The organism is Lachnotalea sp. AF33-28 (assembly GCF_003477885.1).
Classification (GTDB): Bacteria; Bacillota; Clostridia; order Lachnospirales; family Lachnospiraceae; genus AF33-28.
This window is the reverse complement of record NZ_QUEE01000001.1, coordinates 1-17,576: the sequence shown is the minus strand read 5'-3', so window position 1 is coordinate 17,576 and position 17,576 is coordinate 1. Positions and strand designations below refer to the sequence as shown.

The 17,576-nt window shown below is 49.7% G+C and carries 21 protein-coding genes; 15 read left to right on the top strand and 6 right to left on the bottom strand.

Features of this window, described 5'->3' with window-relative positions; all coding sequences use genetic code 11:
* Window positions 1-83 precede the first annotated feature (83 nt).
* The 13 genes from DWZ56_RS00100 (at window position 84) to DWZ56_RS00040 (ending at window position 12,537) form a co-directional block, all read left to right on the top strand.
* A complete protein-coding gene (locus tag DWZ56_RS00100; protein WP_118554355.1) occupies window positions 84-476 on the top strand; it encodes a MazG nucleotide pyrophosphohydrolase domain-containing protein in 393 nt (130 codons plus the stop codon).
* Window positions 477-543: 67 nt separating this feature from the next.
* Entirely contained in the window at window positions 544-1,281 is a 738-nt protein-coding gene (locus DWZ56_RS00095; protein ID WP_118554354.1) for a DUF3800 domain-containing protein, read from the top strand.
* 364 nt (window positions 1,282-1,645) lie between these two features.
* A complete protein-coding gene (locus DWZ56_RS00090; RefSeq protein ID WP_279220267.1) occupies window positions 1,646-1,945 on the top strand; it encodes an HU family DNA-binding protein in 300 nt (99 codons plus the stop codon).
* A gap of 118 nt (window positions 1,946-2,063) precedes the next feature.
* Complete coding sequence (locus DWZ56_RS00085; RefSeq protein ID WP_118554352.1) at window positions 2,064-2,303, top strand: RNA-binding S4 domain-containing protein; 240 nt, start codon at window positions 2,064-2,066, stop codon at window positions 2,301-2,303.
* A gap of 68 nt (window positions 2,304-2,371) precedes the next feature.
* The gene (yabP, locus tag DWZ56_RS00080) at window positions 2,372-2,659 is read left to right on the top strand and encodes a sporulation protein YabP (RefSeq protein WP_118554351.1); all 288 of its coding nucleotides are present in this window, start codon (window positions 2,372-2,374) and stop codon (window positions 2,657-2,659) included.
* 5 nt (window positions 2,660-2,664) lie between these two features.
* Window positions 2,665-3,060, top strand: coding sequence for a spore cortex biosynthesis protein YabQ (gene yabQ, locus DWZ56_RS00075; protein ID WP_118554350.1), 396 nt, complete (start codon window positions 2,665-2,667; stop codon window positions 3,058-3,060).
* A 39-nt stretch (window positions 3,061-3,099) separates the two neighbouring features.
* Complete coding sequence (locus DWZ56_RS00070; RefSeq protein WP_118554349.1) at window positions 3,100-3,408, top strand: septum formation initiator family protein; 309 nt, start codon at window positions 3,100-3,102, stop codon at window positions 3,406-3,408.
* Window positions 3,409-3,641: 233 nt separating this feature from the next.
* Window positions 3,642-5,246, top strand: a complete 1,605-nt coding sequence (locus DWZ56_RS00065) for a SpoIIE family protein phosphatase (protein ID WP_158584362.1) — start codon at window positions 3,642-3,644, stop codon at window positions 5,244-5,246.
* 36 nt (window positions 5,247-5,282) lie between these two features.
* Window positions 5,283-6,620: a tRNA lysidine(34) synthetase TilS gene (gene tilS / locus DWZ56_RS00060; RefSeq protein ID WP_158584361.1), complete on the top strand. Its 1,338-nt coding sequence runs from the start codon at window positions 5,283-5,285 to the stop codon at window positions 6,618-6,620.
* Between the two features lie 26 nt (window positions 6,621-6,646).
* Window positions 6,647-7,177 (top strand): hypoxanthine phosphoribosyltransferase, encoded by a 531-nt coding sequence (gene hpt / locus DWZ56_RS00055; RefSeq protein WP_118554346.1) that lies wholly within the window; start codon window positions 6,647-6,649, stop codon window positions 7,175-7,177.
* Between the two features lie 11 nt (window positions 7,178-7,188).
* Window positions 7,189-9,042, top strand: coding sequence for an ATP-dependent zinc metalloprotease FtsH (gene ftsH, locus DWZ56_RS00050; protein ID WP_279220264.1), 1,854 nt, complete (start codon window positions 7,189-7,191; stop codon window positions 9,040-9,042).
* A gap of 500 nt (window positions 9,043-9,542) precedes the next feature.
* Window positions 9,543-11,609, top strand: a complete 2,067-nt coding sequence (locus DWZ56_RS00045) for a glycoside hydrolase family 13 protein (protein WP_118554345.1) — start codon at window positions 9,543-9,545, stop codon at window positions 11,607-11,609.
* A 37-nt stretch (window positions 11,610-11,646) separates the two neighbouring features.
* Window positions 11,647-12,537, top strand: a complete 891-nt coding sequence (locus DWZ56_RS00040) for an alpha-hydroxy acid oxidase (protein ID WP_118554344.1) — start codon at window positions 11,647-11,649, stop codon at window positions 12,535-12,537.
* 11 nt (window positions 12,538-12,548) lie between these two features.
* On the opposite strand, the gene agaB is transcribed toward DWZ56_RS00040, so the two are convergent.
* From agaB to DWZ56_RS22635, 5 genes are read right to left on the bottom strand one after another with little or no spacing between them, the layout of a single operon-like run.
* Window positions 12,549-13,022, bottom strand: a complete 474-nt coding sequence (agaB, locus tag DWZ56_RS00035) for a PTS galactosamine transporter subunit IIB (protein ID WP_118554343.1) — start codon at window positions 13,020-13,022, stop codon at window positions 12,549-12,551.
* A 12-nt stretch (window positions 13,023-13,034) separates the two neighbouring features.
* Window positions 13,035-13,562: a 6-phospho-3-hexuloisomerase gene (hxlB, locus tag DWZ56_RS00030; protein WP_118554342.1), complete on the bottom strand. Its 528-nt coding sequence runs from the start codon at window positions 13,560-13,562 to the stop codon at window positions 13,035-13,037.
* Window positions 13,559-14,215, bottom strand: coding sequence for a 3-hexulose-6-phosphate synthase (hxlA, locus tag DWZ56_RS00025; protein WP_118554341.1), 657 nt, complete (start codon window positions 14,213-14,215; stop codon window positions 13,559-13,561). The genes hxlB and hxlA overlap by 4 nt, the downstream gene beginning before the upstream one ends.
* Window position 14,216: 1 nt before the next feature.
* Window positions 14,217-14,972, bottom strand: a complete 756-nt coding sequence (gene nagB / locus DWZ56_RS00020; protein ID WP_118554340.1) for a glucosamine-6-phosphate deaminase — start codon at window positions 14,970-14,972, stop codon at window positions 14,217-14,219.
* 51 nt (window positions 14,973-15,023) lie between these two features.
* Complete coding sequence (locus tag DWZ56_RS22635) at window positions 15,024-15,200, bottom strand: hypothetical protein (RefSeq protein WP_158584360.1); 177 nt, start codon at window positions 15,198-15,200, stop codon at window positions 15,024-15,026.
* A gap of 189 nt (window positions 15,201-15,389) precedes the next feature.
* Between DWZ56_RS22635 and DWZ56_RS00015 the strand changes: the two genes are divergently transcribed.
* Both DWZ56_RS00015 and DWZ56_RS00010 read left to right on the top strand, forming a co-directional pair.
* Complete coding sequence (locus DWZ56_RS00015; protein WP_158584359.1) at window positions 15,390-16,208, top strand: TrmH family RNA methyltransferase; 819 nt, start codon at window positions 15,390-15,392, stop codon at window positions 16,206-16,208.
* A gap of 85 nt (window positions 16,209-16,293) precedes the next feature.
* Window positions 16,294-17,076, top strand: coding sequence for a DeoR/GlpR family DNA-binding transcription regulator (locus DWZ56_RS00010; RefSeq protein ID WP_158584358.1), 783 nt, complete (start codon window positions 16,294-16,296; stop codon window positions 17,074-17,076).
* Between the two features lie 48 nt (window positions 17,077-17,124).
* On the opposite strand, the gene DWZ56_RS00005 is transcribed toward DWZ56_RS00010, so the two are convergent.
* On the bottom strand, window positions 17,125-17,576 hold a 452-nt coding region (locus DWZ56_RS00005), incomplete at its 5' end, for a helix-turn-helix transcriptional regulator (protein WP_147369361.1).

The following is a 17,576-nucleotide window of genomic DNA, read 5'->3' as shown; positions in this document are numbered from 1 at the left end:
ATGTGCTGCTACCGCGCATTGACTCCTGTCTCTAAAAGTATTAGACTTATGACAAACCCTTCACAGAGAGGAGCATATAACGGATGGATAAAAAAAGCTATACCTTTGAGGATTTCAGAAACATAATCAGCGAGTTAAGATCAGAGCACGGCTGTCCCTGGGATCGGGAACAGACCTATGAGTCAATGAAAAAGCCTCTGCTGGATGAAGTGCAGGAAGTGACAGAAGCGGTGGAGCATGAGGATATGGAAAACCTGTGTGAAGAGCTGGGGGATGTGCTGTTAAACGTAGCGCTCTATGTGCAGATCGCCGCTGAGAGAGGAGACTTCACCATGGAGGATGTGATCGACGGCGTATGTGAGAAGCTGATCCGCCGTCATCCGCATGTGTTCGGTGATAAAAAGGCGCTCACGCCCGAAGAAGGTCTGAATCTTTGGAATGAAATAAAATCCCTGGAAAAGCAGTCAAAGAAGTGATGCATATTAGTTACGATTCTAGTTGCCATAAAATGTTATACTAAAACTACAATTATGAGGTCATGTTATGGAAAACACCTGTACTGTTTATATTGATGAAGCTGGCGATTTAGGCGTTAACAGAGGTACTCAATGGTTTATACTTACTGCTGTAATTGTTAATTCCGATGACGAAATACGATTGCGAGAAATAATTAAATCTATAAAGACAAAGCTAAATATTCAGAATATCCATTTCCGGCAGCTTCGGGGATTTGAACAACGCTCCTATGTTGTAAACGAACTATCGAAAGGAAATTTTGAGTATATAAACATAATATTAGATACATCAAAAGTAACCCTGAAATGTGAGAATCCTACGGACAAGCCCAGTTTCGTTACATATAACTATGCCTGTCGCTTTCTAATGGAACGAGTATCGTGGCTGCTCCGGGATACAAATAGAGTTGGTAAAGTCGTATTATCAAGCCGTGGAACTGCTCGAGACCAAGAATTAATTGATTATATTGAAAATAAACTGTTAAATTATGAGTTTAACGAAATAGCAAACAGATTTACTAAAATTGAGAGTAAAACAGCCATTTCATGGGATATGTTACAGCTTGCAGATATATGTGCAACTTCTATGTTTTATTATCATGAAACAAATACCTATGGCCTTATAACGCCCTGTTATAACTATCCTTTAAGTAAATTTCTTTATAGGAGAAATGACAAACTTAGCAACTACGGGATTAAATATTACTCAAATGAAATGAAGCCTGACCCGAAGTACTTTATTCAGAGAATGATATGTAAAATGTAAAAAAGAAAAGAACCCCCAGCGCGACTACCACATGTCAAGCATGCTGGTGATTTACACCCTCGCGTTCTCTGGCGACGTTCTTTTCTGATATCATTATATGCTATAAAAGGATTCTTGTCAATAACATATAAAGAACATATGTTCTTTAAACTGGATAAACGTTACTGTTTACAGCCTAGGTTAAACCGCAAAAACAAAATAGGTGGCAGCGGGATCAATTACACAATCCCATACCACTGTTTCATGTCCCCCAACTGTTACAATATAGTAACTGCAAATATGCGTCAATATCCCGAAAATCCTTGACAAACAAGGAATAAAAGTATATAAATGATATCACAGTATATATTTCGAGTGCATATACCTGCACGATTTTAGGAGGAAAAAAATGAACAAGACAGAATTAATCGCTGCTGTAGCAGAAAAAGCTGAGTTTTCTAAGAAAGATGCAGAAAAGGCTGTAAAGGCATTTACAGATGTAATCGCTGAAGAATTAGTAAAGGGTGAAAAAATTCAGATCGTTGGTTTCGGTACATTTGAAGTAGCAGAAAGAGCTGCCAGAGAGGGCAGAAACCCGAAGAGCGGAGAGGCTATGACCATCGCAGCATCCAAGATGCCGAAGTTCAAAGCAGGCAAAGCGTTAAAAGATATGGTGAACGCATAAATCAGTTTAAACAGAAGGAGGGCGGCCGCGGTCGCCCTTTTTATATTTACATGGGAAAGCCTTCCGGGCAGGAACGCACTGCGGCGGAATGGAATTATATCGGAATAAGGAGCAGTATATGAGACTGGATAAATATCTGAAAGTATCGCGTCTGATCAAGCGCAGGACGGTGGCCAACGAGGCCTGCGACGCGGGCCGGGTGACGGTAAATGACAAGCCTGTAAAGGCCTCCTATAACGTGAAGGTTGGCGATATCATTGAAATCGGATTCGGCAATAAGGCCGTGAAGGTGGAAGTGCTTAATGTGCAGGAAACGGTGAAGAAGGAATCCGCTGCGGAATTGTTCCGGTATCTGTGATGCGGATATTGGAATAAATGCCTACCTGTCCACATACATTTAAAAAGAAGTGGACAGGAGGGATATGTATGGAAGAAAGAGAAAGGCCCAAAAGCGGCCATAAGCTCACACTTACGAATCGGAATCTGGCGAATATCACCGGTGTGAAGGATGTGATCTCCTTCGATGTAAAAGAGATACTGCTGGAGACGGAGCAGGGTATGCTCACCATTAAGGGACAGGATCTTCATGTGAAGCGGCTCACTCTTGAGAAGGGTGAAGTGGATGTGGACGGCGCGCTGGACAGCTTCTCCTACTCGAATCTGGAATCTTTTGAAAAACGGGGAGAGTCTCTTTTTGCCCGTATGTTTAAGTAGAGAATATGAGCGGTGTGATCGTGGAAGAGGTTCGGCTGCTGCTCATATCGGCTGCGATCGGGATTTTGCTGCTGCTTATCTATGACGGCATCCGCATATTCCGCAACCTGATTCCCCACGGCAGCTTTTTTTTAGCTCTGGAAGATTTCCTTTATTGGCTGGCCGCATCCCTTTTGATATTCTGGATGGTATACAGATCCAACGACGGGGCCATGCGGGGCTTTATTATAGGCGGGGCTGCTCTCGGCATGATTGTAGGCCAGCTCACCTTCAGTTCGCTGCTGGTGAGAGCTTTATCCGCAGTGCTGGGTTTTCCGATCCGCCTGATAAAAAAGGCGGTGAAAAAAATTGGCAGAAAAAGGCGCCAAAAAAGGATTGAAAAAGAACAGGAAATCCAGTAGACTATAAATAAACGCAATATTAGCCAGGTGGTGGTTGGAATGCGCAGAAAGCGCAGAAGAAAAGAGAATAGAGGCAATAAGCTGGGCGTTCTGGCCATTACGGTAGTGGCGCTGCTGCTTTTATGCGCTCTGTTTGTCCAGACCGCGCAGCTGAAAGAAAAAGAGGCCGTTTACCTGCAGCAGAAGGAAGATCTGCAGACGCAGCTGGATGCGGAGGAAGACCGCACGGCAGAGTTAGAGCAGTATCGTATCTATGTGCAGACCAAAGAGTTCATAGAAAATATGGCCCGCCAGAAGCTGGGACTGGTTAATAAAGACGAGATACTTTTAAAACCGGGCACAGAATGACGGGTGAGCAGAGAACAGACAGATACAGATGATTGGATAATAAAGAAGCATTCAGGAGAGATTCCGACGCAGATACGGCGCGGAATCTTTCTTTTTTTAATAGGTAAATAAGACCTATTGAATAAAAAAACGCTCCGCTAAGGATTAAAAATTTTTTTTTACCTCCTACAGCTTTTGACAAAAAATTCGCGGACAGGCTAGTATAATAGGGCAGAGTATAGGAGGAGATGGATATGGAAAAAAAGGTGAGTAAACTTTGGATTGCAAAAGCGGCGGCCGCTTTCCTTGCGGCATTGATTGTGGTGGAGTTTATGGACCGCAGTTTTTTGGCAGTCTCAATCATAGAGGCGGTGCTGTATTTTTTGACCCTGTTTACCGGCTATAAGTATGGGGTGGCCACTGGAGCGGTCATGGGGGCTGCGTGCGGGCTGGTGCAGACTGTCAGGATGGAGAGCCTGGCGCCGCTGGGCATATTCTGCGTGATCGGTGCGCTGGCCGGCATCTTCAACGGGCTGGGAAAAGCGGGGAGCAGCATCGGTTTTGCTGCGGCCGCGGTGGGGATAGGCGCTGTCTATGCGCCGGAATTTCTAAGCGGACAGGCGCCCGAGATGGTGACGGGCATTCTGCTGTTTTTTATTCTTCCCAAGGGCCTGACCAGGGTGGAACAGGTGAAAAAAACAGCAGTACATAAAGAGGAGTTCATGTGTTCTTATGAGGAATGGTCCGCCTGGAAGCTGAAGGAGATTTCAGAATCCTTCACAGGCTTGGCCCGTTCCTTTGCATTCTGCTGCCAGGGGGAGAGTGAGAATGCCGATGTGGACTGGAAGGGACGTTTTATGGAGAGCCGGGAGGCTGTGGTGGCACAGTTTCACGAATTGGGGAATATACTGGAGGAGGCGGCGGGACAGATTACCGATGTGACCGATGTGACGGGACAGATGGAAAACATGATGAAGCATGCGTTGAAAGAGCACCGTATACGGCCGGAGAAGATGCTGGTGCTGGAGCACGGGGACAGCCGGCAGGAAGCGTATATCACAATGCGCTCCGAAAACGGAAGGTGCGTGACCTCCAAGGATCTGGCGGAGACCTTAAGCAGTGAGACGCATCGGAGATGGAGGCCGGCCGCGGACAGCCGGGCGGTGATCGGAAGGGAGAGCCGGACCGTAAAGTTTGAAGAGGATACGGAATTTTTGATGCTGCACGGCATCGCCAGGGCTGTAAAAAACGAAGAAAATCTGTCAGGCGACACCTTCGCCTTTACAAACCTTCCTATGGGGAGGGTTTTGCTGTGTCTGTCCGACGGTATGGGATCGGGACAGGCTGCTTTTGCTGAGAGCGAAACGGTGATCGATTTGGCGGAGCAGCTGCTGGAAGCGGGATTTTCTGCTGAGGCGGCCGTAAAGCTGATCAACTCCGTCCTGCTCCTTAGAGGGGAGGAGCAGAAACCCACGACGCTGGATCTGTGTATGGTGGATCTGTATTCCGGCGCCTGCGAGCTGGTGAAGCTGGGGGCGGCCGCCACATTTATAAAGCGCGGTAAATCAGTGGAGATACTGCAAACGGAAGCCCTGCCCATCGGCATGTTCCGGGAGGTAACCCCGATCGCGCTGGAAAATAATCTGACGGACGGGGATATGATCATCATGATGACGGACGGCATACTGGAAGCCTTTGCCGAGGTGGATAAAGAGGGTGTGTTAAGGGAGATGATTGCGGAGTATGACGGCATGAATACAAAGGAACTGGCCAATCATATATTGAAAAAGGCCATTGAGCAGACGAAGATTCCCAGGGACGATATGACGGTATTGGTTGCGGGAATATGGAAAAGATAGTAGAATAGAGACAAAAATGAAGGAACATAAATGCAAATGAGCTTAACAGAAGATGTATATGAATGGATAACACGCGAATCGCTTACGGAGCCGGGAAACTGTATACTGATCGGCCTGTCCGGGGGGGCGGATTCGGTCTGCCTGGCGCTGGTTCTTAAGGAGCTTCAGGCCCGCATGGATTTAAAGCTTCTGGCGGTGCATGTCCATCACGGTATACGGGGGGCGGATGCGGACGCGGATGCCGACTTTGCCGGGGAGTTTGGCAGGGCACACGGTATTCCGGTCATAATCCGCCGCTGTGATGCTCCCGGCTATGCGAAGGAGCATGGGATGTCTCTGGAGGAAGCGGCCAGGGAACTGCGCTACGGCATCCTTGAGGAGGAGGCCGAAAAAGCCGGAGCCGATGCCATAGCGGTGGCCCACCATCAGGACGATAATGCGGAGACCATACTGCTGAACCTGTTTCGCGGCAGCGGTCTGAAAGGGCTGGCGGGCATCCCATTGCGCAGGGGACGGATTATCCGGCCCCTTTTATGTGTGGGAAGACGGGATATTGAGGTGTATTTGCAGGAAAACGGGGAATCCTATTGTACGGACCGGACCAATGAGGACGTCAATTTCGCCAGAAACCGCATCCGCTGTCAGATACTTCCGAAGGCATGCGAGGCCAACGCGCAGGCAAAAGAACATATCGTGAAAGCCGGCCGGATTATCGGGGAAGCGGATGCATATCTTAGGTCACAGGCAGAGGCAGTCTGGGATACGGCGGCTTCAGAAAAATACGGGGAAGTGAATCTGCTGCTTTCCGCCTTTTGCAGACTGGAGCCGATTCTGCAGAAATATGTGGTGATGCTTGCGTTAGAGAAGCTCTCCAGCGCCCGCCGCGATATAGGCGCTGTCCATATGGAGGCGGTTCTGGCGCTTGCGGATAAGCAGGTGGGCAGAGAGATACATCTTCCCTGCAAGATCAAGGCATCCAGAGAATATGGCTGTATCAGGATCAGCAGAGGATTGAAGTCCGAAAGCGCCGGGGAATGGGAGTTTATACAGGACATTTTTCCTTACGATCCTTCGGAAAAAATTCCCGAAAACAGGTATACGAAATGGTTCGATTATGATAAAATAGTGGGTACGGTGTCTGTCAGAAATCGCCGGGCAGGGGATTATATCGGGATTCTGCCGAAAGGCTCTAAAAAGACGGTAAAGGCATTCATGACAGATGAGAAGATCCCGCGCCGGATCAGAGATGAGATTTTGCTTGTGGCGGATGGAAGCCATATTCTCTGGATCGTAGGCTACCGGATCAGTGAAGACTGCAAGGTATCGGAACATACAAAAACCATACTGCAGATACAGGCGATAAAAAAGCAGTAACAGATACAAAATGGAGGAAGGAAGCTATGAGCGAACGAGTGAGAGTGCTGTTATCGGAAGAGGAAGTGGACCGCCGGATCAAAGAAGTAGGCGCCCAGATCTCCAGGGATTACGAAGGAAAGCAGGTCCATCTGATCTGTGTATTAAAAGGCGGAGTCTGCTTTACCGTGGAGCTGGCAAAGCGCATTACGGTGCCGGTATCCTTTGATTTCATGTCCGTATCCAGCTATGGGGCGGGTACGGAATCCAGCGGAATTGTAAAGATCATAAAGGATCTGGATGAACCGCTTAAAGGCAAAGACGTGCTGATTGTGGAGGATATTGTCGATTCAGGCCGTACGCTCTCTTATCTGAAGGATATGCTGATGCAGAGAGAGCCGGCCAGCATCAAGATCTGCACGCTGCTGGATAAGCCTTCCAGACGTGTGAAAAAAGAAGTGGTGGTGGATTACACCTGTTTTTCCATTCCGGATGAGTTTGTGGTGGGCTATGGCCTGGATTTTGACCAGCGATACCGGAATCTGCCCTATATTGGGGTAATAGAATTTGACAACTAGGAGGTCAGTCATTGAATAGAGAGAAAGGACCGGGCTTTATCATCGTAGTCATTGTGATGGTGGTGCTGCTGCTGTTTCTGGTGCGCCAGAACAACATATCCGGAAGCGGTGTTTCCTATAATCTTTTTATTTCCGATCTGGAGAAGGGAAATGTGGATACCGTGGTGATCCGGCAGAACCGGGAGATACCCACCGGCAGCGTGGTCTACAAGATCAAGGACGCGGACGCCCAGAGAAAGGTGTATGTCACCGATGTAAATGAAACAAGAGATCTGCTGCTGGAATACGGCATTACGGATCTTGTGATCAGCGATGTGCCTGAAACAGATTACTTTATGAGCATCGTGCTGCCGATCCTGGCAGGCATTGCCGTCATCTCGGCGGTGGTGGTATTTGTCGTGATGTTTATTACCAACCAGGCGGTGCAGGGAAGCAGCGGCGGCGGAGCCATGATGAATTTCGGCAAGAGCCGCGCAGTGATGGTACAGAATGATACTAGGGTGATGTTTAAGGACGTGGCCGGTTTACAGGAAGAGAAAGAGGAACTGGAGGAAATTGCGGATTTCCTGAAGAACCCCGAAAAATATACGCGCATGGGCGCCAGGATTCCTAAGGGACTTATTCTGGTGGGGCCTCCGGGTACGGGTAAAACCCTGCTTGCCAAAGCGGTGGCAGGAGAAGCGGGAGTCCCGTTTTTCAGCATTTCGGGCTCTGATTTCGTAGAGATGTTCGTGGGTGTGGGCGCCTCCAGGGTCCGGGATCTGTTCCAGGAAGCGAAGAAAAATGCGCCCTGCATTGTATTTATCGATGAGATTGACGCCGTGGCAAGGCGCAGGGGCACCGGTATGGGCGGCGGACATGACGAGAGGGAACAGACGCTGAACCAGATGCTGGTGGAGATGGACGGGTTCGGAATCAATGAGGGCATTATTGTGATGGCGGCCACCAACCGTGTGGATATATTGGATCCCGCGATCATGCGTCCGGGCCGCTTTGATCGCAAGGTGGCCGTAGGGCGTCCGGACGTGAGAGGGCGCGAGGAGATACTCAAGGTACATGTGAGAAAGAAACCGCTTGCAGACGATGTGGACCTTGGGAAGGTAGCGCTGTCCACCGCCGGGTTTACCGGTGCGGATCTGGAGAATCTGGTGAATGAAGCTGCCATATTGGCTGCCAAAGAAGGCAGGGTGGCCATACGACAGTCAGATATTGAGAGCTCATTTATAAAGGTGGGTATCGGCACGGAAAAGAAGAGCAGAATCGTTTCCGATAAGGAGAAAAAAATTACAGCTTATCACGAGGCAGGCCACGCCATATTATTTCATCTGTTGCCGGATGTGGGGCCGGTTCACACGGTTTCCATTATCCCTACCGGAGTAGGAGCGGCCGGCTATACGATGCCGCAGCCGGAAAAGGATGAGATGTTTAATACCAAGGGCAGAATGCTGCAGGAGATCATGGTGGGCTTAGGCGGAAGGATCGCTGAGGAGCTGGTATTTGAGGACATCACCACCGGCGCGTCGCAGGATATCAAGGGCGTGACGGATACGGCCCGCGCCATGGTGACTCAGTACGGCATGTCGGAGAAGATCGGTCTTGTGAACTATGGCAGCGACGATGATGAGGTGTTTATCGGCAGAGATCTGGCACATACCAGATCCTACGGAGAGAATGTGGCTTCCGCTATTGACAATGAGGTGAAGCGGATTATCGATGACTGCTACAGCAAGGCGAAAGCGATGATTGTAGAGCATATCGATGTTCTTCACCGCTGTGCGGATGAGCTGATCGCTAAGGAAAAGATCAACAGTATGGAATTTGAAGCGCTTTTTAAAACGGACAGCACTCCTGGCTGGTCCTGGTGAGCCGGACGGGGGACGGATTGCGAAAAATGCCTGAAATAAAAGTAAGCGGTGTCGCGGCGGGGTTTTTATATAAATAAAACAACGCGTTTTTCAGGCATTTCCAACGGTATTACAAAAATATACAAAAGAAAAAATGAATTAATTTAATCTTTGTGCACACTTATTCTATATCCGATGCTATAATATAACACGTAACCCCCCCCAATACATTATATAGTTTTTGCTACACCCCATAAGAAAGAAATACCTTCTCCTAAAAAGGACAGCGATCGGATTAGCTGTCCTTTTTACTGCCCAAAAACAGGATGGGCAGTCGAAATATAGCACAAATATGCACATGAGATTTGTGAAATTAAGAGAAAATTTTATACCTTGTTGAGAAATGGGGAAAGATAATATAGAATGAAGGTACGAAACAGCTATGTATAACCGGGAAGATGCCGCCTGCCGGCAGGTAAGCCGCGGCAGATACGGCAGTGAGTGGGAAGGAGCCCGCATAAATGACAGCAAATAACGAACAGATTCATATCAGCGCACTTTTCAGTGACGAGACAGAGAGTTTCAGAATTCCCATAGAGCCGGAGCCTTTTTCGAATGTAACCGTACGATTCCGCACAATGAAAGAGAATGTGGATTTTATCTATTTGGTGGAAGACAAGCGGAAGCTGCTGATGAAAAAGGCGGAAGAAGACAGTATTTTTGATTATTATGAGATAGAACTTAAACTGGGCGGCAGCCCCATGCAGTATTATTTTGAGATCCATAAGGGGGCAGAGTGTCTGTTTTATAATAAACTGGGAGTCAGCGAGGACCTTTCGGAACGCTTCCTGTTTCGGATTATACCGGGCATGAATACGCCGAAATGGGCCAGAGGCGCCGTATTCTATCAGATTTTTGTGGACCGATTCTGCAACGGGGATCCCACAAACGATGTGGAGGACAGGGAGTATCTGTATATAAAAGAACAAGGAGTGGAAAAGGTTGCGGACTGGGATCGCTATCCGGCCGAGATGGATGTCCGCTCATTTTACGGCGGAGATCTGCAGGGCGTATGGGATAAGCTGGATTATATCCAAGGGCTGGGCGTGGACGTGATTTATTTCAACCCCCTGTTTGTCTCGCCCTCCAACCACAAATACGATATTCAGGATTATGACTATATCGATCCGCACCTGGGACTGATAGTAAAAGACGGCGGGGATTCTGTGCCTGCAGGGGACCGGGATAACCGCAGGGCTTCCAAATATATGGCGCGCTGCGCGGACAGGGAAAATCTGGAGGCGAGCAACAAATTTTTCGCAGATCTTGTACAGGAAATACACAGGAGAGGGATGCGGGTTGTGCTGGACGGCGTGTTTAACCACTGCGGTTCCTTCAATAAATGGATGGATCGGGAACGAATTTACGAACAGGTGGAAGGCTACGAAAAGGGCGCGTATATTTCGGAAGACAGCCCTTACCGGAATTATTTCACCTTTAACGGCGGTTCCTGGCCCTACAACGGCGAATACGACGGCTGGTGGGATCACGCAACTCTACCCAAGCTCAATTATGAGGAATCGGACGAGCTCTACCGCTATGTTATGAAGGTGGCCGGCAAGTGGGTTTCCCCACCCTATGATGCGGACGGGTGGCGTCTGGATGTGGCTGCGGATTTAGGCTACAGTGAGGATTTTAACCATAGGTTCTGGCGGGATTTCCGCAGGAGCGTTAAATCAGCAAAAAAGGATGCCATCATACTGGCGGAGCATTACGGTGATCCCTCACCGTGGCTGATGGGGGACCAGTGGGATACGGTGATGAATTACGATGCTTTTATGGAACCTGTAACCTGGTTTCTGACGGGGATGGAAAAGCACAGCGACGATTACAATGAACATCTCCTGAATAACGCGTCCGCATTCTTTCAATCCATGCTCCATAATATGTGTTGTTTCAGCGTCGGTTCGCTTCAGACTGCCATGAATGAGCTGTCCAACCACGATCATTCCCGGTTTCTGACCAGAACTAACCGGCTGCCGGGCAGAATACAGAATGCCGGGCCAAAGATGGCGGAACAGGGCGTGAATAAAGCCATCCTCCGGGAAGCGGTGCTGATACAGATGACCTGGCCCGGCGCCCCCACGATCTATTACGGGGATGAGACCGGCGTGTGCGGATGGACTGATCCGGACAGCCGCAGGACTTACCCTTGGGGCCGTGAGGACTTTGAACTGATCGAGTTTCACCGTTATATCATCCGCATTCATAAAATAAGTCCGGCGCTGCGCTTAGGATCTGTGAAACCTCTGGCAGCGGAGCACGGGGTGATCGCATATGGGCGGTTCTGCAAAGAGGAAGGGGATAACAACCGGATGGCGGTTGTCATCAATAACACATTTGAAGACCGGCGTATCAGTATACCTGTATGGGAGATCGGCGTGACGGACGAAGAAATCATGGAAAGAATTATCTATACCAACGAACGGGGCTATAATATGGGTAAGATCGATCTGTTTGTCTGCGACGGAAAATTAACATTGGATATGGAGAAAACCTCCGGCATGGTATTGCGGGTAAAGCCCTGAACGTGATGCGGCCGGTGGAAGGAAAGGGGATATTGTTATGGAAGAACGCTGCACTGCCTGGGATTCCAATCAGATCACCAGGGATTACTACGATTCACTGTTAATTGAGATGAGGCATTTGGACGGAGTGCTGCCGGATACGGGCATACAGCTGTTTGGGGAGTCATTTGACACGCCGGTGATGATGGCGGCTCTTTCCCATCTGCAGAATGTGCGGGAGAACGGCATGACAGAGATGGCAAAAGGAGCCCGCAGAGCCGGCGCCGTGATGTGGTGCGGCATGGGAGACGAAAAGGAGCTGGAGGATATCACGCAGACCGGTGCCCGAACGGTCAAGATCATAAAGCCCTATGCGGACAGAGCGGCGGTTTACCGCAAGATAGATCATGCTGCAAAATGCGGGGCGATCGCCGTCGGTATGGATATAGACCATCAGTTTGGAAGAAACGGAAAGCATGACAACGTTTTGGGATATGAGATGAGTCCGGTTTCAGCAGAGGAGCTGAAAGAGTTTGTGGCTGCTTCCCGGCTGCCCTTTGTGGTGAAAGGTATATTAAGCGTTCAGGATGCAGAAAAATGTGTGGAAGCGAAGGCATCCGCCATTGTGGTATCCCACCATCACGGGATCATACCCTATGCAGTGCCTCCGCTTATGGTGCTGCCCGAAATTGTAAAGGCTGTGGACGGGCGGCTTTCCGTATTCATTGACTGCGGGATTGAGAGCGGCGCGGATGTATTTAAGGCTCTCGCGCTGGGCGCGGATGCGGTCTGCGTGGGCAGGACCATGATGGAGGCGCTGCGTAAAGACGGAGCCATTGGGGTGGAAAATAAGATTCATGCCATGACGGAAGAACTGGCAGGGATTATGGCAAGGACCGCCTCGCCCGCCGTCGATAAAATTGATCCGTCGGTAATAAGGCGCAGATAGCGTGAATCATGCTATTCCACCGGCCTCGCCCGGTCCTGCGGATAGTCCTGGATGAATACGTCCACGCCCAGCGCTTTGAGGCTGTGAATGTCTTCCATGTCCTGGTCGTCCACATAGATCTTCTTATTCAAGGCGCGCTTCCCGGGCGCGGAATGCATATTGCCTAAACCCACCGATTTGATCGGCACGCCCAGCTTCACCAGCTTTAACACGTCGCCGGGCGTGCGGGCCACGATGAATATCTTCTGATGGGGCGATGCTTTGTAGATGATGTCCGCCGTATGCTGCAGGGTGAAGATGCGTATGCCGACTTCCGTAAATTTGGCGGTCATCTCCATCAGCGACCGCTGCGTAGGATCGGTCGCCGCCTCGTCATTGGCCACAATAATCAGGTTGGCTCCGAGGGAGCCGGCCCAGATCATCCCGACCTGTCCGTGTACCAGTCTGTTATCCACCCGTGTCAGCAGTATATTCGGATTGCCCATAATAATTTCCCCCTATTCTAAGTTGGCGTGCCGGCTGTAGACGGTCTCCGGGGGCAGTTCCTTTGTCCTCATAAGCTCCGCGATAAAGGCATCCAGTGTGATCAGCAGCTCCTGTTCAAACAGTGAAGCTCCGGGCTGTGACGACTTTTGCGCGGGCAGGCCGATCACGAGTTCTGCTTCCCGGGCAATTGAAGAGCCGGGATTGGCCGTGATCAGAGCGGTAACCGCACCCAGATCTTTGGCCTTCATAACGGTTCGGAGTATGCCGGCCGTTTCGCCGGAACCGGAAGCCGCCAGCAAAAGATCACCTTTGCGCAGCGCCGGTGTTGTCACATCCCCCGTCACATGGACCGGATAACCCAGATGCATCAGCCGCATGGCAAATGCCTTGACCATCAGCAGGGAACGCCCTGCCGCTGTTACAAATATCTGCGGCGCGCTGTCAAGCGCCGCCGCCAATTTCTCAAAATTCTCTTCCTCGCCGGGCAGAGCTTCTGTCAGTTCGGACAGTATCGCCCTGCCGGTTTCTGCTACATTCATCTGTTATTCCCCCTGTCCATAGTTCTGTCAAGAACAGCGCGTATCTGTCCGGCGGAGGCGGCAGGATCCAGCTGTCCGGTAATTCCGCCCCCCACAATGACGATATCCGGCCCGTTTTCCAGTATGGCATACAGATTATGGATCGATATGCCGCCCGCCACGGCGATTTCCGGCCCGTTTACTGCCTGCTTGATCTGCAGGATCTCGGATGGCAGATGGGACTGCCCCATCTTCTGTACATCCACACCCATATGCACACAGAAGATATCCGCGCCCAGCCCGCTTATTTCTGCGGCTCTGGCAGCGAGGTCCTTTACCGCGATGAAATCCACCAGCACTTTTTTGCCGCGGCGGGAAGCTTCGGAAACAGCATCGGCTATTGTCTGATCCTGTGCGCAAGCGACTACGCTGATGATATCCGCGCCCGCGTCAAATGCGGCACAGGCTTCTATTCTGGCGCCGTCGATAATTTTGGTATCCGCGAACAGCGTGAGGCCGGGCACCGCTTTTTTCATATCGCGCACCGCCGCCATGCCGTAGTTTAGCAGCATCGGGGTTCCGACTTCAACAATATCGATAAAGTCCTGCAGCCTTTCAGCCAGTGCACAGGCCGACTGCGGTGTAAAGGTATCTAATGCCAGTTCCAGCTTCATATTATTGGTACTCCTTTAACTGATCGGGGTTTGTTTTGGATACCGCGTCTTCGTCCAGCAGGAAGATGCAGTTGGGATGCATGCGGCAGAAGGAAACCGGCCACATCGGATCGATATGGTCATTTGCAAAGGTGCGGGCGATGATATCCGCCTTTTTCAGCCCGCTGGCTACCACCAGAAAGGTGCGGGTTCTCATGATGTCTTCCATGCCGATGGAGCAGGCGAAGCGGGGAACTTCACGGATGTCATGAAAGAAACGTGCATTGGCCTTCACCGTTTCTTCATGCAGCTGTACCGAATGGGTGCGGGGCTTTAAGAATGGCCCGGGTTCGTTAAAGGCCACATGGCCGTCGTCACCGATGCCGGTGATTGCCAGATCCAGCCCTCCAACCTCAAACATTTCCCGGCTGTACTGTTCGCACATGCGGTCGATATCCTCGGCCAGCCCATCAGGATAGTGGACATTTTCCGGCTGTACATCCACGTATTTCAGAAAATGTTTCTGCATGAAATAGGCGTAACTGTTTTCATTATCCGGTCCGATCCCCACATACTCATCCATATCATAGGTGATCATGTCACGGAAGCTGACCTTGCCTTCCCTGTAGTCTTTCACCAGGCATTCGTACATGCCGATGGGCGATCCCCCCGCCGGAAGGCAGAAAACCATGTTCGGCTTTTGCTTTACCAGATCCACTACAATGTCGGCAGTTTTGCGGCTTAATTCCTCATAGTTTTTGGTTATAATGACCTTCATAAGACACCTCCTTTATTTATACTGATAGTATAATCCTTAAAATTGTTGAAGTCAATAAAAATATTGCTTTAAATTATTGATATCGATAAAATAACGTTGCTGTTCACAGTTACCGAAAAATTCCCGCGTAAGAGAGGGCAGGGTATGGTCCTCATTGGGACCCGCTCTCGCTCCGTGAAGCGCGCAGCAACTGTCACCAACCGCCAGGTTGATGACCTGCGCGCACATCAGTGCGCTTCCTCGTGCGGGCTTTGCGGGATCCCTATGAGGACCATACCCTGCCCTCTCTTACGCTGCTTTATCGGCATGTGTGAACAGTAACAATAGACAGGGAATGATATCTGCTGGTCATTTATAGATATATCGATTATAATGAAGGAAATAAAACGGAAGATACGAAGGGACGGACTTACTTCTATGAACAGTAAAAAAATCTATTCAAAAAATGCCATATATCAGAAATTCGAGGTTTTGAAAACCAACCGGAACAAGCGCCATAAATATAATGAATTTTTTATCGAAGGCGTCCGCAATATCAATGAGGCGGTTAAGAATAACTGGGCCATCAGTTCCTTTATCTATAACGGAGATAAGACGCTGTCTGACTGGGCCGGTAAGATTTTGAACTCGGTTCAAACGGATGTAAACTATGAGCTTAGCGCAGATCTCATGGCGGATATCAGCAGCAAGGAAGATACGTCGGAGCTTCTGGCAATTGTCAGGATGCGGGAAGACGACCTGTCCGCGCTGAAACTGTCCGAGAACCCGCTGCTGGTGTTGTTTGACCGGCCGTCCAATAAGGGAAACCTGGGTACAATCATACGCTCCTGCGATTCTTTCGGCATTGACGGTCTGATCATAACCGGGCATGCGGTCGATCTGTATGATCCGGCGGTCATCGCAGCGACCATGGGTTCATTTTTTAATATGCCTTCTGTACGCGTCCCCGATCACAGCACATTGTTTGCTTATTTGGATGACTTAAAGAACAGGTATCCCAGGCTGCAGATTGTTGGAACGACGGCTCATAACGAAACCGTGCTTACGGATGTAGACTTTACCCGTCCGACCGTGATCATGATCGGCAATGAGACGGACGGGCTCAACCATGCTTTTAAAGACAGGAGCGATGTTCTGGCAACTATACCTATGAACGGAACATCCTCCGCATCTTCTTTTAATGTTGGATGTGCGGCCACAGTATTTTTATATGAAGCGGTCAGACAGAGAATGTGACGAAACAGTTTGGAGGGCGGGAAAAGGATGCCAAAGCAGGTCGGCCCGCTTTGGCAGACGGACTGACGGAGGTTATAAGACGGCCATGAATAACAGAAAAAAGGCGGAGATCCGCCATGAACAGATAAAGAATATGCTGATGAAGAAAGAAATCGTGGGCATCCACGAGTTCTGTGAGAAGCTCAAGGTATCCGAGGCCACCATACGCAACGATCTGACCTATCTGGAACGCGCGGGGATTCTGAAACGGATTCTGGGCGGCGCCGTCCTGGTGGAAGGCACACCCAAAAATACCAGCTATTATCTGCGCAGCACGCTTTACCAGGCGGAAAAATCCCAAATCGCCGATTATGCGGTAAGAAACTATATAAAAGAGGGTATGACTGTGGCGCTGGATGCAGGCACCACATGCTGTCATATTGCATCCAGGCTGGCGGAGGAGGATATAAGCTGCAGCGTGATCACCAATTCCTACAGCGCGGCTGCAGCTCTGGTCAAATGCCCTAAGATCGATCTGTATCTGGCCGGCGGCCGGCTGGATATCAATCCCAATTCCTTTCATGATGAGATCGCTCTTGAATGCATCAGGCGCATGTATGCCGATGTGTTCTTCCTCGGCACGGACGGAATCGGCGTACAGGGACAGATCACCAGCTCGGCAAACGATGAGAACATCATAAAGCTGGCGATGATGCAGCAGAGCAAAAAGACAATTGTGGCCGCCGATCACAGCAAATTTGAAAAATACGGCCTAAAGGTTCTTTGCTCATTTGATGCGGTGGACCGGCTGATCACCGATGACAAGATTCCGGATCACGTAGCAAAAAAGTTGCTGGAAAACGGTGCCTGTCTGGAAATTGCGAAATAAAAACGGGCCGGAGGAAGCTCTTACAGATAGGCTTTCTCCGGCCGATTCTTATTCCAGCACTTCATAATGCACAATCAGCTGCTGGGATTCTTTGCTGTTTACCATCTCTATATGCTCTTCATGACGATATTTCTTTGGAGAAATCCCCACCACCTGCTTAAAAATGCGTGAAAAGTAATTGGCGCTGTTGAATCCGTTTTTCAAAGCTATATCCTCTATGCTCAAATCTTCCTGAAGGAGCATGTGGCAGGCCCGCTCAATCCGGTAATTGATCAGATACTGAATCGGAGTGACTTTAAAGCTGTCCTTGAAAATCTTGGTCAGATAGGAAGGGGACAGGCAGCAGATATCTGCCAGCTGCTCCAGCGTGAGAGGATTTCTGTAATTGGCATGAATCGTATCCAGGCAGGTCTGCAGCCGGTTATTGGAGCGGTGAATCCCGGGAATTTTGCTTATGTGTGATAAAGAAGCAATAGAAGTGCAAAAAATTTTGCCGTTCC